Below are 17,758 nucleotides of genomic sequence, written 5' to 3'. Positions count from 1 at the left end.
TATTGCAACAACTCCTCTTTAATTTTTAACTATACTATCTAATACTGCATTTATAAAAGAAGAAGACTTATCTTCTCCATATCTTTTAGCAAGTTCAATTGCTTCATTTATGGATACTTTTTCTGGAATGTCCTCCTCAAATAATATTTCATATGTACAAAGTCTTAATATAGATAAATCCACTTTTGCAATTCTATGTAATTTCCACTTTTTTAAATGCATTTCTATTTTCTCATCAATAAGACTTCTATTCTCTTCAACACCTTTAAGAACTCTTACTAAATATGGCATATCCACATCTTGTAAATCTATATTTTCTGGATCTTTTTCTATTTTTATACCTAGAATTTCTCCAGTTTTTCCTTCTTCTTGTGTATTGGCTTCTTTTAAATTTTCAATTACATCTTTATAATCTTCTTTTTTTATTGCCATTTCAAATAATAGTTTCATTGCTATTTCTCTAGTCTTTTTTCTGTTCATAGTATGCCTCCTATATTTACTCATATTTAAATTATTGTCACATAATTCATAATTATACTAACTTATTTATAACATACAAACACCCTCTGAAAACAGAGGGTGATAAACTTACTCTTCTAATTCTTGTATGTTGTTTGTTTCCATTTTGGGGATCATCACATTTTGTACGTGTATGTTTATACCAGATACAGTAAGCCCTGTCATAGATTCTACAGCCTTTTTTACATTTTCCTGAACTTTTACCGCTACTTCAGGAATTTTTACTCCATATTCTACTACAACATATAAATCAATAGTTGCGCTATTTTCTCCAACAGTAACCTTTACTCCTTTAGATAAGTTTTTCTTGCCTGTAAGTATCTGAGTTATCCCGCCAACAAGGCTTGCACTCATGCCAACTATTCCTGATATTTCTGTAGTAGCAAGCCCTGCAATTACTCCTACAACTTCATCTGATATCTTAACTATACCCATATCTAACTCATTTCTCATCTCTTCTTCCATACTTCTCTACCCCCTGCTTCTCATCTTCTACACTCGTAAAAGGTTAATCATTAGCTATATTATATCAAATACATTTCCCTTTTACAATTACTATTGTTTAGGTTGAATCTCTACATCCTTAATTTTAGCCTCATTAATTACTACACTCTGTATTTCCTTAAGTTGCTTATCTGTTAGCTTATCCTTGGTTTTAACTATAACTGTAGCCTTATCTCCATTAAGAAGACACACTGCGTCCTCATAACCTTTAGCCTGTAAATTCATCTCTATCTTATTTTCATGATTTACTGCCATAGCAACTTGTGCATATTTTTCAGCTGATTTATCCCTTTGCTGTTGTGATATGTTCTTATCTTCCATTACATTTTTTAAACTTTGTAATGTTTGAGAATATTTATTGTCTCTATTGATTTTTGCTTCAACAAAATAATTTGAAGTAGTAGCTTCTTTTTTAGAACTAGTTTCTTTTAATGAAATAGCACTTTTATCCTCTGCACCACTTTGAGTATACAGTGGACTATTAAGTCTTGTAGCTAGTAACCCCATGCAAATAATAAGTGCCGACAAAGTAACAATTATAACAGCTTGTTTCTTATTCATAAAACATTCCCCCTATCCATCTTTCTAAAGAATTATATGCTTTAATAATTAAATATATACTACTTTTTCATAGGATAAACGTTAACTTTAACATCTGGAATCTGAAATAAGTTAGTTACCGCCTTTCTAATCCTATACTCTGTAACTTTTTCTTCTGCTCCTTCCGCTACAATAAGCACCCCTGTTACCTTTGGTTTATTCTTTTTCACTATAAGTGGTTTACTTGTATCACCTTCATTAGTTATTACTACTGTTTCACCATTATTTTTTTGTGTTGTATTTCTCCTCCCCCCTTCATTATCAGTCTCTACTGCTGAGTTAGTTGAATTATTAATATTTACTGCAGGTACTTGTTCTTCACCACTTTCAAAATAAATCATTACTTCTACTCTTCCAACACCCTCCGTTTGCTGCAGAATATTTTTCAAATCAAATTTAAGTGTCTTTTCTAAATCTTGATCTTTTTTATTTTCCTCATCTTCTCCAACCTTTTTTTCAGTATCATTACCTTTCTTTATAAAAGTTTCCTTAGATTCATTACCCGTAGTTTTAAAAAAACTTGCAGTTATTAATATTAATACTCCTACTAAAAAAATTATTAGTAAATTAATTGTAGTCTTATTACTGTAAACTTTTTTACTTTTATTACTATTATCTTTAAGTTTTTCTAGTAATCTTTTTAGATTCATAGTTAACCTCCTTTATATCTTATGAATTGTTATTATTTTAGGAGAAATATTAAGCTCTTTCCCTAAATATTCCTTTATATTTTTAGCTAGCTCAGAATCTACATTTTCTTCTTTCTTAATCTTATTATTTAAGGTTACTTGCACCTTCTTCACCTTTTTAATTTTATTATCTTTAATTCCTAGGTTAATATTTTTGATTAAAAATTTGTTTTCTTTTTCATGAAACTCAACTTTGGTATTTATCTTATACTTATTTCCTTTAAATTCTTTTAAAAGTTTTTCTTCTATAACTTCTTCTAAATTTTTTTGAAATGCCTTCACTGTATTATCAACATTTTTTTCTCGATATTCCTTTATCTCTCCTTTAAAATTATCCTCTTCTATTTTCTTGCTTATATTTTCACTATAAATATTTATATCGAAATTTTTATTAAATATTTTTATAAGTGGGTTTATAAGTGCAGTCATAAGTATTAACCCTAATACAAATTTAGAATATTTCTTCAAACTATTATTAGGTAGTATCATTTCTACTGCAGTTATAAATAACACTATAGTAGCTATATTAACTATCCAACCTCTTAAAAATTCTAACACTATATCATCCTCCTACAGCTATTTTCCCTGCGGAAGCTATTATAGAAATCATTATAAAAAACATTACTGATACACATATAAGACAAGATGTTATTAATATTAAAGAATCACCAGCTGATGCTATACAATTTACAAGTTTTTTATCTCCTATAGGTTCAATTAAAGCAGCAGTAAGTTTATATAACAAAGCAATTATAAGTATTTTTATTACTGGAAAAATTACTATTCCTATAAGAACTATAAGCCCTACGCTACTTAAAGCATTTTTAAGTAATAATGAATATCCTGCTACAGTTGATATAGCATCAGATAAACATTTCCCTACTATAGGTACAAAATTATCTACTGCATATTTAGCAGTTTTAGCAACTACTTGATCCAAGGTTTTTGAAGAAATTCCTCTTACTGTAAGTATTCCTATAAAAACAGTCATTAATACACCTTGTCCCCAAAGAGCTACCTGATTTAAAAGTTTAGTCAATTTATCTATTTTATATTCTTCACTTATATTATTTACAAATTGTAAAACGAATGTCATGCATATTATTGGTATTAAAACATTTGCAAATATTCTTGCACTTATGTTTATTGCACCTATTACTATGGGATCTATTACTGCTGCTTCTGCAATTCCTCCAATACTTGCAAGAAGCATTAATAACACTGGTATCAATGCAAGCATAAAATCCGCCATTTTATTTATAGTCTCTCTTCCTAAATCCACACCTATATAAAAGCTTTTAGCCATTATTATTATTATCAACGAGTAGCAAGCAAAATATGCGATTTCTGATAACCCCTCATTGCTAAACGCTTTCTCTAAATTAGTTATAAGTACACATACGATTGAAATAATAACTAAAACTGCCATAAGTTTAATAGCCGCTGACATTTCCTTAAATCCAAAAGATATAAGAGCCTTGGTTATTTTCTTAAAAGACATATTATCTTTTCCATTTTTCATAAACTCATTTACATATGATTTTATATTCATATCCTTTAAAATTTCATATTCACTTTTCATATTGGTAATATAATCATAAAGTTGCTCTACCTCTTTATCATTATTATTGGCAATTTCTTTAGAAGATGCTTGTACATTACAGGTCACACAAAAAAACATTAAAAATATTAATAACTTGGTAATTATCTTTTTCATTCTTCTCACCTACATTATCCTTAGAATAGACTGTAACACCGCCATAAGAATTGGGATAGCAAGTACAAGTATTAATATTTTTCCTGCAAATTCCACTTTAGAAGCTATACTACTTTGCCCAGCATCTTTACAAATTTCACTGCAAAAAGATGCTAAATACGCAATTCCAAGTATCTTAAACACCGTAGTAAGATATACAAAATCTATGTTGGCTTTTAACGAAAGTTGTTGCAGTAAATTCATCACAGTAGCTATTTTACTTATCATAAATAAAAATATTAATATACCAGCTGCCATACTTATCTGTATAGCTAAATCCTCTCTTCTATCCTTTACAATAAGAACTATAAACAATGCTGCAAAAGCAAAACTAACCACTTTTATTATTTCCATAGAAGCCTCCTAAAGTTGAAACATAGTTTTTACAGCATTAAATAACTTACTTACTAAATTTATAACCATCATAAGTATTATAACTATTCCTGCTAAATTAGTTATTACAGCATAATCATCATACCCACTAGTTTTTAGTATTTTATCTAAAATTATTATGAGTATACTTACTGCTCCTATCTTAAATATTAAATTTATATCTAGCATGCTTAGTTTCCCCCTTTTTAAATAAACATGATTACTATTGTAGCTCCTAAAGTAAACCCCAAATATCTATACATTTTTACATTTTTGTGCATAAGTACTTCTGCATTAGATATTTGTTTTTTTATATTTTCTATTGTTAATGAAAACATTCTGTTTTGTCCTTCCACATCAGATTCTCCCAATGTTTTTGCCAAATTAAGTATTACATCTACATCCTCCTTTTTTAAACTTATACATTCTAATGAATCATTAAATGCTTTATAAAATCCATCATATACATTATCCACATCATTTAAAAAAAGCATTTTAGATACATCTTCAAATACTTTTCCTACAGTACTATTACTTTTAAGATACACATTATGTAATACTTCTGGCAAAGCAGTATGGGTATATATAACTTCATTTTGAAGTTGATGAATAGACCTTTCTAACTCTTTTAATTGTGAAGTTCTTCTTTTGAATTTTTCTCCATATAAAAAACCAATTATACTGCAAGACAGAATAACCATTAAACTTCCTATAACTTTTAACATACTAACTCCTTTTTATTAATTTGAAAGCTTTTTATTTTTCTCAAAATCAAATATATATTCTATAGTCCCTGCTCCATTTTTGTTACTTAAAACAACAGCTTTTTGAAATATATTATTTTTTAATATTTCATTAAATACAGTTCTATTTAATAAATCTTCTATCCCATATCCATGAATTGTACTAATTAAGTTTACTCCAGAATTCATTGCATTTATCATAGCTTCCACGTCTTTAAGAGTTCCTATTTCATCACAAACAATTACTTCAGGAGACATACTTCTTATAGCCATTATTATTCCCTCACTTTTAGGACAACTATCTAATACATCTGTTCTAATTCCCACGTTTAACTGTGGAATTCCATTAAAACATGCTCCTATTTCACTTCTTTCATCTATAACACAAACTTTTTTACCTGTAAGTTTTAATTCTAAAACTCCATTAGAAATATTCCTACATAAATCCCTTATTATTGTAGTTTTACCACATTTAGGAGGAGATATTATAATTGTATTATAAACACTATTATTTCGTATAATATGAGGTATTAGAAAATTAGAACATCCTATAACTTCTCTACATATTCTTATATTCAAAGATGCCGGATCTTTTATTGTTTTAACTTTATTGTTTTCAATAATGCATCTTCCACATATGCCTACCCTATGTCCTCCCTTAATTGTTATATATCCTTGTTTTATATCTTCATCATATGCATAAATAGAATAATTACTCATTCTTTGAATGATAGATTTTATTTCTTCTACATTTGTAGTATATTTAGTTATTATTTCTTTATATCCATTTTGAAGTATTATAGGTTTATTAGCTTTTATTCGTATTTCCTGAAGTTTATCTAACTCTTCAAATCTAATAGAATTTTTAATACTATCTGGTAAAACATTAGTTATATCTCTCATGTTTATCATTTATTTATCCTCCTTTCTTATTAAAAAGTATTTTAACAAATCAAAAAATATGACAATAACAATAAAAAAGATAGATTAATTTTAAAATAAAATTAATCTATCTTTTTAAATTTATATATTTAAATTTATTATTTATAACTATTACAGCTTTCGCATTCTGACCCACATTTTAAATCCAAAGGAATATCATTATGACAATTTGGACATACAATACTGTCCTTATCATGTAAAATTTTAGTATCTATATATAAAGTTTCGCCGCACTTAGGACATAACATATCTATAAAATCTTCTATATCCTCTTCTGAAAAATCATCATCTTCGTCGTATAAATCATCCTCAATAAATGATATATTTTCATTAACTGCATCCATATATTCTTCGATATCATTTTGTCTATCATTTAACTCCTCTAATTCATCAGCTATATCCTTAAGCACCTCTACCACTTCATATAAAACCTTTCCCTCTTTACTTTCTTTTTTAATTTCTAGACCGTCAATCAGTCCATTTAAATAAGAAACTCTTGATTTAATTGTATCCATATATTCACATCCTTATTTTATAATTTAGAAAGCAACGACATACATAAAATTATGTATGTCGCCTTTTTTAACTTCTATCCATAGTATTGGTTAAACTCTTTCCATATATTCGCCAGTTCTTGTATCTATTCTTATAACGTCTTCTTCATTTACAAATAATGGAACTTGGATAATTGCTCCTGTTTCAACAGTAGCAGGTTTCATAACATTAGTTGCAGTATTTCCTTTAGCTCCTGGTTCTGTATGAGTTATTTGTAATTCAACAAAGTTAGGTGGCTCTACAGAGAAAGCTTCTCCTTTGTAAAACTTAATTACTGCAAACATATTTTCTTTTAAATATTTTATAGCTTCTTCTACTTTTTCAAAGTTTAATGGAATCTGTTCAAAAGTTTCTTGATCCATAAAATAATATAATTCTCCATCTGAATACAAATACTGCATTTCTTTTCTTTCTATAACAGCTTCCTGAAGTTTTGTAGTTGGGTTAAATGTTGTTTCAGTAACTCCACCAGAAATAACATTTCTTATTTTAGTTCTTACAAATGCTGCACCTTTACCAGGTTTAACATGTAAGAAATCTACTACTGTATAAACTTGTCCATCTAATTCAAAAGTGGTTCCTTTTCTTAAATCTCCTGCTGATATCATTTTTAAGTATCCCTCCAAAACTATTAATTCATTTATATTATAACCTTATCAGGTAAGTTAATACTATTTATTTTATATAGTTATTAATTTTTTTGTGGTTTTTGAAATCACTTCGCAACCATTCTCAGTTATAAGGATTAAATCCTCAATTCTAACACCACCAAAATCTGGTATATATATTCCCGGCTCATTTGTTACTATCATTCCAGGTTTTAATATTATATCTCCATTTGGACTAATTCCTGGTAATTCATGAATTTCTCTTCCTACACCATGGCCCAATCCATGTCCAAAATATTTTCCATAACCTTTTTCTTTTATATAATCTCTAGCAACTTTATCAACTTCAGCACCTGTTGATCCCGGTTTAAAAGCTTTAATTGCAGTTTCTTGGGCCTCTAAAACAACATTATATATTTCTGTCATTTTATCTGTTGCATTTCCCATAACTATTGTTCTAGTCATGTCAGAACAATAGCCATTGTAAACACACCCAAAATCAAGTGTTAAAAAATCTCCCATTTTTATTACTTTATCTGTAGGCTGACCATGAGGTAAACTTGACCTTTCTCCAGACGCTACTATTGATGGAAAAGATAGTCCACTAGCTCCAAATTTTTTTAACCAATACTCAAGTTCTACTCCAACTTCCTTTTCCGTCATACCTGGTTTTACAAATTGTAATATTTTTGCAAAAGCTCTATCTGCTATTTCAGCAGCTTTCTTAATGCAAACTATTTCTTCTTCATCTTTTATAATTCTTATATCTTCTATTATACCTTTTATAGGTACTAGTTCACAAGAAAAACTATCCTTGTATGTAACATAATTTTTGAAGGTAACTATATCTTCTTCAAATCCTAATTTTTTTATGTTTAGTTCTTTCACTATTTTTGACATAAATTTTTCTATTTTCCCTTTATACTCTCTTACTTCATACCCTATAACCTGCTCTTTTGCCTGTTCAGTAAATCTTGAATCTGTTATAAATATTGCTTTTTCTAATCCAATTATAGAAAAACTCTCATCCCCAGTAAATCCACTCAGATAATTTCTATTAGCATCACCCACCAATAGTATTCCATCTAAATCTTGTCTTTCCATAGACTGTCTTAGCTTTTTAATTCTTTCTTGAAACAATTATCTTTCACCCCCAAAGCACTTATTTATTAGTGCATTTATAGCCATAATATACCCATAATATCCAAAACCACTTATTATACCTTTACACCCTTGAGCCGTTACACTCTTCCTTCTATACTCTTCTCTATTGTATATATTACTTAAGTGGATCTCAATAACCGGAATATCTATGCTTCTTATAGCATCAAGAATAGCTATACTATAGTGTGAATAGGCTCCTGGATTTATAACAATACCATCATATTTACCTATAGATTCCCCTATTTTTGATACTATTTCACCTTCTATGTTACCTTGATAGAAATATAAACTTACATTTTTAAATTTTTTAATCAAAATTTTATTTATATCATTTAAAGTTAAAGATCCATATATCTCCTTTTCTCTAACTCCCAAAAGATTCAAATTAGGTCCATTTATAATTAATATTTTCTTCAAATAATTTTCATCTCCATAAAATTTATAGATATATTCTCCTTCATTGAACAATGATATTTTATCAAAACTTGTGATTATTTGCAAATAATATTGTATATTTATTTCATTTTCTCACAAGTTGTAATATTTTATTTAAACTTTCCTTAATATTAAAATCAGTAATATCTATTATTATTTTTGCTTTATTGTAAATGGGTAATCTATTTTTATACATATTACTTAATCTTTCTTTCATATTTACTTTAAGCAACGGTCTTTCAATATTTAGATTATTTCTTTTAAAAAGTTCATCAATTGAAACATTTAAAAAGACAGTAGTGCCTAAAGCATTTAATTTTTGCAGATTATTATTAAAAATAGGCGTGCCTCCCCCTGTAGATATAACACAATTTTTTATAAAACTTAATTCAGAAACAATTTGTGTCTCTAAATTTCTAAAATAATTTTCCCCTTTTTCTTTAAATATACTACTTACACTCATATTTTCTCTTTCTTCTATACATTTATCTGTATCTATAAATTTGCAGTTTAATTTTAATGCTAACATTCTACCTAATGTACTTTTCCCTGCCCCAGGCATACCTATTAAAATTATATTTATTTTTACTCCCCCTTATCTATCTGTGAAATTTATTTTTAAATTACTATATGTTTTATTATCTTTATTTAATAAATTTATATTATGTATATTTTTATATCCATTCTTATTTTTGAAAAATGAAATTAAATCATGTATCTCCCTAATATCTCCATTAAATTCTAAATCTAATTTTATTGTATTATTATTTTCTCTTTTAAAATGTAAAATATTTATTCTATTATCTTTTTCGCTACATTCTATGATATCACTATAGGAAAATTTTTTATCTTCCTTATATATTTCTATGTTATTTTTATTATTAATTATGTAATTTAAATTCTTAATATCCCTTATTTTTTTAATATTTATAATACTTAATCCTATTATACCAAAAAACAATAGGAAGACTATTAGTACACTTTTCTTATTTTTCATTTATTTTCACACTCAATTTATAATTATATTTTTTATTTGTATTATCCATTTTTTTAACACTTAAAATTTGAATATTCTCATGCTCTATGAGCTCTATAAATTTTTTATAATCATTTAACTTATCAAAATCAACTTCTATAAAAACAAAATCTTTATCTATAAAAATACTTTTATACTCAATATCCTGTTTGAATAAATTCTCAACAGCATAGAAACACTTTTCAACACCATCCTCTTTTGTCTTTGAATTTCTCTGAAAATTAATTTCCTTTTTCTTCTTTAAATTATATAATTCTTCTAACTTAGGTTTGTTATACATAACTAAAAATATAAGTATAGAGAATATAAAAATCTCTACAATTATTATTCCTTTAATTTTTTTATTGTCTCTTTTTTGTTCTTCCTTTTTATACCAATAAGGCAAAAAATTTATTTTTCCCATAATAAATCCATCCTATTAATCTAAAAATTTATCAATTCCTCTCTATTTATGTTCCCTAAATTATGTATCTTATATGATATACCCTCCTTAAATAACTCAAACTTATCTTTAAAATTAGCTATATAAATTGATTTTAGATTTAAATTAATCTTTTTGTCATTACAATCCTCTATAAATTCATACAAATTTTTATAAAAAAACTCATAGTCATAAAATTTTTTAATAATATTATTATTAATTAATTTCCCATTTTTACAAGCCAATAAATATAAATTATCCTTAAAAATAAAGGAAAATATAAAGTCTTCCTCTTTAAATCTATCTTTACAATATTGTAAAAAGCATATCTGCACCAACCATATAGATTTAACACTATTGTTATTATGAAGAAAATCTCTCAATATAAAAATATCATCCCATTTCACACAAAATAATAGCACCTCTAAAGTTTTTTCATATTCTTTATATATATTATAGGAATATATAATATCTTTATTATATTTAAAATAGCATTTTATTTCACCTTTAATTATTGTATCTAATGACTTTCCTTTAACTTTTGGAATGGTTATAAGTTTTATAAAGATTTTTTCTTCTTCTAATAACATAAATATATTTCTATTTTTTAAACAAACCTTTAATTTACTATTTGTTAAATCTTCTTTTCTAATTTCTTTATCCTTTGTAATTCTTATTGTTTTTTTAAAAACATTTTTTTTATTTAATCTATTAATATATATTTTTTTCTTATCTATTTCAAGCAAAGTATTTTTCTTAAACAAAAATTATCACCTTCCTACTTACCCAATAGATTATCTATAGCGTATATTTAAAGTTTTCATATAAGATTTTGTATTCTCAAATCTCATATACTGAATTTTAAAAATATACAGAGAAATAGTTAAACAAACTATACCTATAAATATTATATATACAAGGATAAAACCTTTTTCTTCGGTATTCCTATACACCTTTCGTATTCACTCCCCATTTCTGTAATTATAGCTAGATATAAAACATTTCCTTTTTTATACATATTTAACCCTTTTATATTTACTAAGATATTATTATGGTAACCTGTATCACTATTCCCATATGTTAAAATTAGTTTTTTCCCTTTTAATTTTATATAATTTTCCATGCCATTTTTACATAGTTTTAGTTCTGATTTTCCCATATTATTTAAAAGTTCTACATTATCTGCCCTATGAATTTGTTCTTCAATAAAAATAAAAGCTTCATTTGCATAAAATTCGTTAACTGCATAATTTTGTTCTTTTTTATAATAGTGTAGATATTGGGTCATCACCTTAAATCCCATGGTATATATGCTTAACATTAAACTTATAGATATTATCATCTCTACTAATGTAAATCCTTTTTTCATCTAGAACCTCCTCTAATAAAATTACATTCTATATTTTCCTTTTCAAGCATTATGCTTAATAATATTTCTTCTTTGTTCTCATGAAATTTATTAACTTTTATAATCAAATATGGAGGTTTTGATGGAGGAGTCTCCTTTTTAATATCAATTAAGTTATTTTCCTTTAAAATTCCAAGTTTCATATCCTTTCCCCAAATATAAACTTCTTTGTCTTCCTTATGAATGTCTAAGTCATTATATATAATACAGTTTTTAACCTCTGATAAAAACCTTGCATAATAATATAAATTTTCATTATATGTTTTTAATTTAAAAGCACTTATTATTACTTTAAAAGATATAGTACATATGGCTATAAATACTAAAATAGAGCATAGAACCTCTATTAGTATAAAACCCTTTTCATCTTTCCTGTATTTGTACATGTGAAGTTCCAACACACATAGTTATTTTGTGTTCTTTCCCCTTTCCATCTTTATAACATATTGTACATGCATCGCTACTAAACCCTGTTTTATCAATTCTTATTTCATTATTCCTAGCATTAACATAATATATATTAAATTTTTGCGGTAATTTATACTCATATATTTTTTTCCTATTACTATAAAACATAAGCTTATTCTCTTTATATACAAAAACAACCGCTCCATTAGTTTGATTATATCTACAATACTCCTTGCTATTATTGATAAAATTTAGTATAGAGCTACTACAAAAATCATTTTGAATATTATTCAGTAAACTTTTTATTCCATTTATGTTTAACATAAATATGGTTGATATAAAAAAAACTATAGTTAAACTTAAAATAACTTCAACTAACATATACCCATTTTTATTAGTAATTTTCACATTATCTCCCTCTTTTAAATACCTAACCTCATTTTATAATCTCTCCTTTAGAATCCCTTAAAGTATATCCATCTTCATGTACTACCATGTTATATTTATTACTATCTAAACTAAAATCTATAATAGCATTATCATCTATTACAGAAACTGCAACAGAATCATCCTTCCCTTCTAAAATTCCTACTAATTGTTCTATATCTTTTTCTATTTTTTCTGTTTCTAACTTTCCATTATTTTCTCCATAACTTGCCATTACTGCTGTATATAGTTGCCTGGCATAATTTTCAACCTTTAGCTTCTTAGCCTTTGTCTGATACCCCTTAAATCTTGGTAATATAAACCCCATTAGTATAAATATTATGGACATTACTATTAAAAGTTCTACTATAGTAAATCCATTTTTATGTTTTCTCACAATACTTCTCCTTTCTTTAATCTATACACGTATCTATAATATCTAACATAGGGACTGCTATAGATAAGATAATTATAAGAATTATAATTGACACAACAAGTATTATAATTGGCTCAATTAGTTTTATCATACTATCTAAAGTAATATACACTTGTTCCTCTGATAGTTTTCCTAATGTGATAAACACATTATCCAAATTACCACTTTCTTCTCCTACATATATCATTGATAAAAAGTTTGAATTAAATAAGTAATTATTCTTAAAGGAATTGGTTAAAGTTTCTCCCTGCTGAATACATTCCTTGACATCTATAATTTTTCTCTCTATAATTTTATTTTTTACAACGGATGATAGTATTTCAAAAGATTGATTTATATTCATTCCAGATTTTATTATAATACCTAATGTTGTGCATATTTTATAAATATACAAATTGGAATATATATTTTTTAGAATAGGAAATTTTAATTTAACTTTAGATAAATTGTAATCTCCTCTTTCACTTTTAAAATACTTATGCAAAAACATTATTAAAAAAATAAAAACTATTAATATAATAAATTTATATCTATGAAAAAATTTAAAAGTATATATAATAAAACTAGTTTGCTTGGGTATTGATACAGATGTGTTTTTAAGAATGTCTATGAATTGTGGTAATATATTATTTATTAAAAATAATATTGATATAAAAGACACTAAACATAATACTATAGGGTAAACTAAAGCCTTTCTTAATTTATTATCCATTTTATATTGTTGTTCATAAAATATAGTTAGTTTTTCTAATACTGTTGATAATGTTCCGCTTTTCTCCCCAATCCAAATCATTTCTATTAATAAACTAGGATATATTAACTTATATTTTTTCATACTACTGGATAAACTTTTTCCCTCTAATAGATTTTTATTTATATCTAATAAACTGCTCTTAAATATTTTGTTACTATTGTTTTCTGACAATATATTAATGGATTGAGTAATGGTAACTCCTGAGGACAATAGAATTGTTAACTGTTTGCAAAAAATATATATGCTCTTATTGGAAGGTTTGTATATTTTAATTTTTTCTTTTAAATTTAAAGTTTTTCTGTATTTTATAATAAAAAAACCTCTACTTTTTAGATTCAAAGTTAAGTTTTCTATGCTTTTACCATTATAGTTACCCTCTATTTCTTTTCCCTCTAAATTTATAGCTTTATAATAATAGATTTTATTCCCTCCTTTACAAATTAATAATTTCTTGCATTGAAGTTTTGCCACTTTCAACTAGTTCCATTCCATTATTTTTCAATGTTTTCATACCATGTTTTATACTAAATTCTCTTAATCTATCTATACTGAAACCCTTTGCAATTAATCTTTTATGCTCATTTGTAAACTCTACTAACTCACAAACTGCAATTCTGCCAAAATACCCATTATTACACTTTTTGCATCCTTTTGAACTATATATATAATAAGCTGATTCATTACTTTCTTTTTCCTTACAATAAGGACATAATTTTCTAATTAATCTTTGTGCCATTACTCCTATCATTGCATCTGCCAACAAATATGTAGGTACCCCCATATCTATTAGTCTTAAAATTGATGAAATAGCATCATTAGTATGCATTGTTGCCAAAACTAAATGACCTGTAATTGCAGCTCTTATGGCCATCTGAGCAGTTTCTTCATCCCTAATTTCACCTATCATTATTATGTCTGGATCCTGCCTTACTATACTTTTAAGTCCTAAAGAGAAATCTAATCCAATTTTAGGATTTATATTGACCTGATTTATACCTTTTATTGAATATTCTATGGGATCTTCAAGTGTTATAATATTTTTATGTTCTTTATCCATTTCATTTAAAATTGCATATAAGGTAGTAGACTTACCACTTCCCGTAGGTCCAGTTATAAGAAAAATTCCATGCCGTTTATTTATTATATTTTTCATAGATTCATCTATTTGTTTATTAAAACCTAAAGAACTTAATTTTTTAAATCTATCGGATTTATCCAATATTCTTATAGCTAGTTTTTCTCCATCTACAATTGGTAGTGTAGATACTCTTAAATCATACTTTTTTCTTCTAAATTCATATACAAACTTTCCATCTTGTGGAATTCTCTTTTCTGTAGTATCTATATTAGACAATATCTTTATCCTTCCTAATAAATTGTAGTAAACATCTAATGGAATCTGCTTAATTTTATATAATATCCCATCTATTCTGAATCGTATAATAGCTTCTTTAGGAAAAGGTTCAATATGTATATCACTGGAATGTTTTATAATAGCTTCCTCTATAATATAGTTAGTTATTTTTTCTACTGGTGAGACCTCTTTATTAATTTCAAGTCCTTGTAATTTTTCATTTTTATCATATTTTAAACTAGTAACTACTTTATTAACTTCATATTTTCTATAATATTTATGTATAAGATTTATAATATCATCTTCGTTTGATTTAAATGTTAATAAATCAACATTAAAAATAAATTTTAATTCTTCCATAATGTTACTATTAAATTTATCCGTTACAGCTAAGTACAACTTTTTATCCTTTATATTAAACGGAAATATACAGTAATTAATTGCTATATCCATAGGCACATACTTTAATGCATCCATATTTAATTGTGTAAAACTTAAATCTAAATATTCATCCATATGAAATAAGCTCCTTTAAATTTTGTAACTATTTTCCATTAATCATTATACCCATACTTCTTTTTAATAATCAGAAAAGGATAAATAGTTTTAAAACTATTTATCCTTTTAATTAGAAGTAAAAATATGATATTTTGATGGGTTTACAGATATCAAATTATTGGAGTTATCTTCTGGATTATACATAAATACATCATTACTATTATCATTTAATGATGTAAATCCACAATAATATACAAGTCCATCACTTGAGACGCCTATTCCACCATTTTCGTCTACTTTTTCTGGCAAATCATAAGTAAGTCTCTCCATGAAATTTTTCTCAGTATCAATTTTATACAGTGTAGCCTCACTATCTAAATCAGATGCTATAATATATATTATTTTTCTATACTTATCATATATCCCCTTATATATCTTATTTACTTTATTAGACAATAATAACTTCTGCCCATTATTATAGATATAAAGATTATCTTTATCCCTGTTACTTGACAATACTAATAATTTATTGTCAAAATACATAAAATACATACAGTAGCCATCCATATTTTCTAAATACACATTTTCTTTTTTTGTTTCCGTATTATATTTATAAATTCCCTTCTTTTCTGTATCACTATCCACACCATAATATAAAATTTCTTTCTCGTTTATCCATGTGTATAAATTACCTGAAATTGTTACTTTACTATCAAATTTAATAGATATATTTTTATTTGTATCATATAAAGTTAAGCCCTCTATACTATCTATCTCTTCTCTTTTAAAAGTTCTATATGCTATCTTTCCACCATTTGGAGACATATTTAAATCTGATGCCCAAAAAAAATTGTTTATTGTGTCTTCAACATTATTAGATAAAATCTTAATATTATTTTTCTTTTCATTCTCTTTATCTTTCATTAAATATACAAATGTAGAATCTTTATTAGTATATAATATTTGTGAAAACTTCTCTCTATCTTCTATTTTAGCTAATTCTTTTTTGTTTACACCATAAATTTTTATATTTTCATCTTTATTTTCTGCAACTATTACATTTGTATATTGGGGCTTAGTAATAGCATTTTCTATTTCATTATGATTTTTTTTATTACTACAAGACGATACCGCTGTTACCATAAAAGCACTAATACCTATCAGTAATAATTTTCTAACATTCATCATTTATAATCAATTTCTCCTGTAAAAATAATATCAGCACTACCAGTCATAAATACCTGTTTTTTCACAACTTCCACATAAAGTGTACCACCTGGAACCTTCACTTTTACATTAGATCTAATAAACCCTAGTCTATTTGCTATAACTACAGTAGCACAGCTACCTGTACCACATGCAAGAGTTTCACCTGCTCCTCTTTCAAAAGTCTTAACCTTTATTTTATCCTCATCTACTATTTCACAAAAATTCACATTGGTTCCTTCTGGAAACATACTATAATTTTCTATAAAACTTCCCTCTAATATATTAAAATCATCCAATCTACCAAATACAACAGTATGTGGCACACCCATAAATACAGAAGTTATTTTATATTCTTTATGGTCAATACAAATTTTTTTGTTGATTATTTCTTCTGATGAATTAACAGGAATATCTTTAGGATTAAAAGAAAAACTTCCCATATTAATGGTTATACTATGCACTTTTCCTTCTATAACTTTTAAATAAGCCTTTTTTATCCCATCTCCTGTTTCTATTTCTATAATTTCTTTATTTATCAACTTACTTTCATAAACATATTTTGCGAAACATCGTATTCCATTTCCACACATAGTTGCATAAGATCCATCTGCATTTATTATTACCATTTGTATATCTGCAATATTACTTTTTCTTACAAATAATACACCGTCTGCTCCTATTGAAAAATGTCTATGGCATAATTTTTTAGCCATCACACTTTCTTTATTTAAATATAATTCAAACATATCTTCAATAACTATAAAATCATTTCCAGCTCCATGCATTTTAGTAAATTTCATAACCCTTTCCTCCTAAAAAAATATCAGAAATAGTTTACTACTTTAAGTATACAATATCAATAATAATATTTCTTTATTTTAAAATTTTATAATGCTATACTATACATAAATAAAATCTTTA

Annotated in this window: 26 protein-coding genes; all 26 read right to left on the bottom strand. The window is 26.0% G+C overall.

Features of this window, described 5'->3' with window-relative positions; genetic code table 11:
• Positions 1 to 18: 18 nt before the first annotated feature.
• The 26 genes from nusB to dapF all read right to left on the bottom strand — a co-directional run bounded on the left by nusB (position 19) and on the right by dapF (position 17,637).
• Positions 19 to 480 carry a transcription antitermination factor NusB gene (gene nusB / locus EJL03_RS01825; protein ID WP_125152260.1) on the bottom strand — a complete coding sequence of 154 codons (462 nt, stop codon included), beginning with the start codon at positions 478 to 480 and terminating at the stop codon, positions 19 to 21.
• A 108-nt stretch (positions 481 to 588) separates the two neighbouring features.
• On the bottom strand, positions 589 to 984 hold the full coding sequence (locus tag EJL03_RS01820) for an Asp23/Gls24 family envelope stress response protein (protein WP_125152259.1): 396 nt from the start codon (positions 982 to 984) through the stop codon (positions 589 to 591).
• Between the two features lie 90 nt (positions 985 to 1,074).
• Positions 1,075 to 1,584, bottom strand: coding sequence for a SpoIIIAH-like family protein (locus tag EJL03_RS01815; RefSeq protein ID WP_125152258.1), 510 nt, complete (start codon positions 1,582 to 1,584; stop codon positions 1,075 to 1,077).
• Positions 1,585 to 1,643: 59 nt separating this feature from the next.
• Positions 1,644 to 2,273: a stage III sporulation protein AG gene (spoIIIAG, locus tag EJL03_RS01810; RefSeq protein WP_125152257.1), complete on the bottom strand. Its 630-nt coding sequence runs from the start codon at positions 2,271 to 2,273 to the stop codon at positions 1,644 to 1,646.
• Between the two features lie 12 nt (positions 2,274 to 2,285).
• Positions 2,286 to 2,870, bottom strand: a complete 585-nt coding sequence (gene spoIIIAF, locus EJL03_RS01805) for a stage III sporulation protein AF (protein WP_164508972.1) — start codon at positions 2,868 to 2,870, stop codon at positions 2,286 to 2,288.
• A gap of 4 nt (positions 2,871 to 2,874) precedes the next feature.
• Entirely contained in the window at positions 2,875 to 4,029 is a 1,155-nt protein-coding gene (gene spoIIIAE, locus EJL03_RS01800) for a stage III sporulation protein AE (protein WP_125152255.1), read from the bottom strand.
• Positions 4,030 to 4,038: 9 nt separating this feature from the next.
• Positions 4,039 to 4,422 (bottom strand): stage III sporulation protein AD, encoded by a 384-nt coding sequence (spoIIIAD, locus tag EJL03_RS01795; RefSeq protein ID WP_125152254.1) that lies wholly within the window; start codon positions 4,420 to 4,422, stop codon positions 4,039 to 4,041.
• 9 nt (positions 4,423 to 4,431) lie between these two features.
• The gene (spoIIIAC, locus tag EJL03_RS01790; protein WP_125152253.1) at positions 4,432 to 4,629 is read right to left on the bottom strand and encodes a stage III sporulation protein AC; all 198 of its coding nucleotides are present in this window, start codon (positions 4,627 to 4,629) and stop codon (positions 4,432 to 4,434) included.
• Between the two features lie 17 nt (positions 4,630 to 4,646).
• A complete protein-coding gene (spoIIIAB, locus tag EJL03_RS01785; protein ID WP_125152252.1) occupies positions 4,647 to 5,165 on the bottom strand; it encodes a stage III sporulation protein SpoIIIAB in 519 nt (172 codons plus the stop codon).
• Positions 5,166 to 5,180: 15 nt separating this feature from the next.
• Complete coding sequence (gene spoIIIAA / locus EJL03_RS01780) at positions 5,181 to 6,095, bottom strand: stage III sporulation protein AA (protein ID WP_125152251.1); 915 nt, start codon at positions 6,093 to 6,095, stop codon at positions 5,181 to 5,183.
• Between the two features lie 128 nt (positions 6,096 to 6,223).
• Positions 6,224 to 6,640 carry a CD1247 N-terminal domain-containing protein gene (locus tag EJL03_RS01775; protein ID WP_125152250.1) on the bottom strand — a complete coding sequence of 139 codons (417 nt, stop codon included), beginning with the start codon at positions 6,638 to 6,640 and terminating at the stop codon, positions 6,224 to 6,226.
• 90 nt (positions 6,641 to 6,730) lie between these two features.
• Entirely contained in the window at positions 6,731 to 7,288 is a 558-nt protein-coding gene (gene efp / locus EJL03_RS01770) for an elongation factor P (RefSeq protein WP_125152249.1), read from the bottom strand.
• Positions 7,289 to 7,360: 72 nt separating this feature from the next.
• Positions 7,361 to 8,428: a M24 family metallopeptidase gene (locus tag EJL03_RS01765; RefSeq protein ID WP_125152248.1), complete on the bottom strand. Its 1,068-nt coding sequence runs from the start codon at positions 8,426 to 8,428 to the stop codon at positions 7,361 to 7,363.
• Complete coding sequence (aroQ, locus tag EJL03_RS01760) at positions 8,429 to 8,869, bottom strand: type II 3-dehydroquinate dehydratase (RefSeq protein ID WP_125152247.1); 441 nt, start codon at positions 8,867 to 8,869, stop codon at positions 8,429 to 8,431.
• A gap of 103 nt (positions 8,870 to 8,972) precedes the next feature.
• On the bottom strand, positions 8,973 to 9,449 hold the full coding sequence (locus tag EJL03_RS01755; RefSeq protein ID WP_125152246.1) for a shikimate kinase: 477 nt from the start codon (positions 9,447 to 9,449) through the stop codon (positions 8,973 to 8,975).
• Positions 9,450 to 9,482: 33 nt separating this feature from the next.
• Positions 9,483 to 9,884, bottom strand: coding sequence for a hypothetical protein (locus tag EJL03_RS01750; RefSeq protein WP_125152245.1), 402 nt, complete (start codon positions 9,882 to 9,884; stop codon positions 9,483 to 9,485).
• Complete coding sequence (locus EJL03_RS01745) at positions 9,874 to 10,326, bottom strand: hypothetical protein (protein ID WP_125152244.1); 453 nt, start codon at positions 10,324 to 10,326, stop codon at positions 9,874 to 9,876. The genes EJL03_RS01750 and EJL03_RS01745 overlap by 11 nt, the downstream gene beginning before the upstream one ends.
• 20 nt (positions 10,327 to 10,346) lie before the next feature.
• Entirely contained in the window at positions 10,347 to 11,108 is a 762-nt protein-coding gene (locus EJL03_RS01740) for a hypothetical protein (protein WP_125152243.1), read from the bottom strand.
• Between the two features lie 143 nt (positions 11,109 to 11,251).
• Positions 11,252 to 11,713, bottom strand: a complete 462-nt coding sequence (locus EJL03_RS01735) for a prepilin-type N-terminal cleavage/methylation domain-containing protein (protein WP_125152242.1) — start codon at positions 11,711 to 11,713, stop codon at positions 11,252 to 11,254.
• The gene (locus tag EJL03_RS01730) at positions 11,710 to 12,138 is read right to left on the bottom strand and encodes a pilus assembly FimT family protein (RefSeq protein WP_125152241.1); all 429 of its coding nucleotides are present in this window, start codon (positions 12,136 to 12,138) and stop codon (positions 11,710 to 11,712) included. Before EJL03_RS01730 ends, EJL03_RS01735 begins: the two co-directional genes overlap by 4 nt.
• A complete protein-coding gene (locus EJL03_RS01725; protein ID WP_125152240.1) occupies positions 12,116 to 12,568 on the bottom strand; it encodes a hypothetical protein in 453 nt (150 codons plus the stop codon). The genes EJL03_RS01730 and EJL03_RS01725 overlap by 23 nt, the downstream gene beginning before the upstream one ends.
• Positions 12,569 to 12,596: 28 nt before the next feature.
• The gene (locus EJL03_RS01720) at positions 12,597 to 12,983 is read right to left on the bottom strand and encodes a type II secretion system protein (RefSeq protein ID WP_164508971.1); all 387 of its coding nucleotides are present in this window, start codon (positions 12,981 to 12,983) and stop codon (positions 12,597 to 12,599) included.
• A 16-nt stretch (positions 12,984 to 12,999) separates the two neighbouring features.
• A complete protein-coding gene (locus EJL03_RS01715; protein WP_164508970.1) occupies positions 13,000 to 14,247 on the bottom strand; it encodes a type II secretion system F family protein in 1,248 nt (415 codons plus the stop codon).
• On the bottom strand, positions 14,210 to 15,646 hold the full coding sequence (locus EJL03_RS01710) for a GspE/PulE family protein (protein ID WP_125152237.1): 1,437 nt from the start codon (positions 15,644 to 15,646) through the stop codon (positions 14,210 to 14,212). Before EJL03_RS01710 ends, EJL03_RS01715 begins: the two co-directional genes overlap by 38 nt.
• Positions 15,647 to 15,754: 108 nt before the next feature.
• Entirely contained in the window at positions 15,755 to 16,816 is a 1,062-nt protein-coding gene (locus EJL03_RS01705) for a hypothetical protein (protein ID WP_125152236.1), read from the bottom strand.
• On the bottom strand, positions 16,813 to 17,637 hold the full coding sequence (dapF, locus tag EJL03_RS01700; RefSeq protein WP_125152235.1) for a diaminopimelate epimerase: 825 nt from the start codon (positions 17,635 to 17,637) through the stop codon (positions 16,813 to 16,815). The genes EJL03_RS01705 and dapF overlap by 4 nt, the downstream gene beginning before the upstream one ends.
• Positions 17,638 to 17,758: the final 121 nt, after the last annotated feature.

Origin of the sequence: Clostridium rectalis (assembly GCF_900626095.1) — a bacterium.
Taxonomy (GTDB): Bacteria; Bacillota; Clostridia; order Clostridiales; family Clostridiaceae; genus Clostridium_AS; species Clostridium_AS rectalis.
The sequence above is the reverse complement of the archived record's forward strand: the minus strand, read 5'-3'. Positions and strand labels throughout refer to the sequence as shown.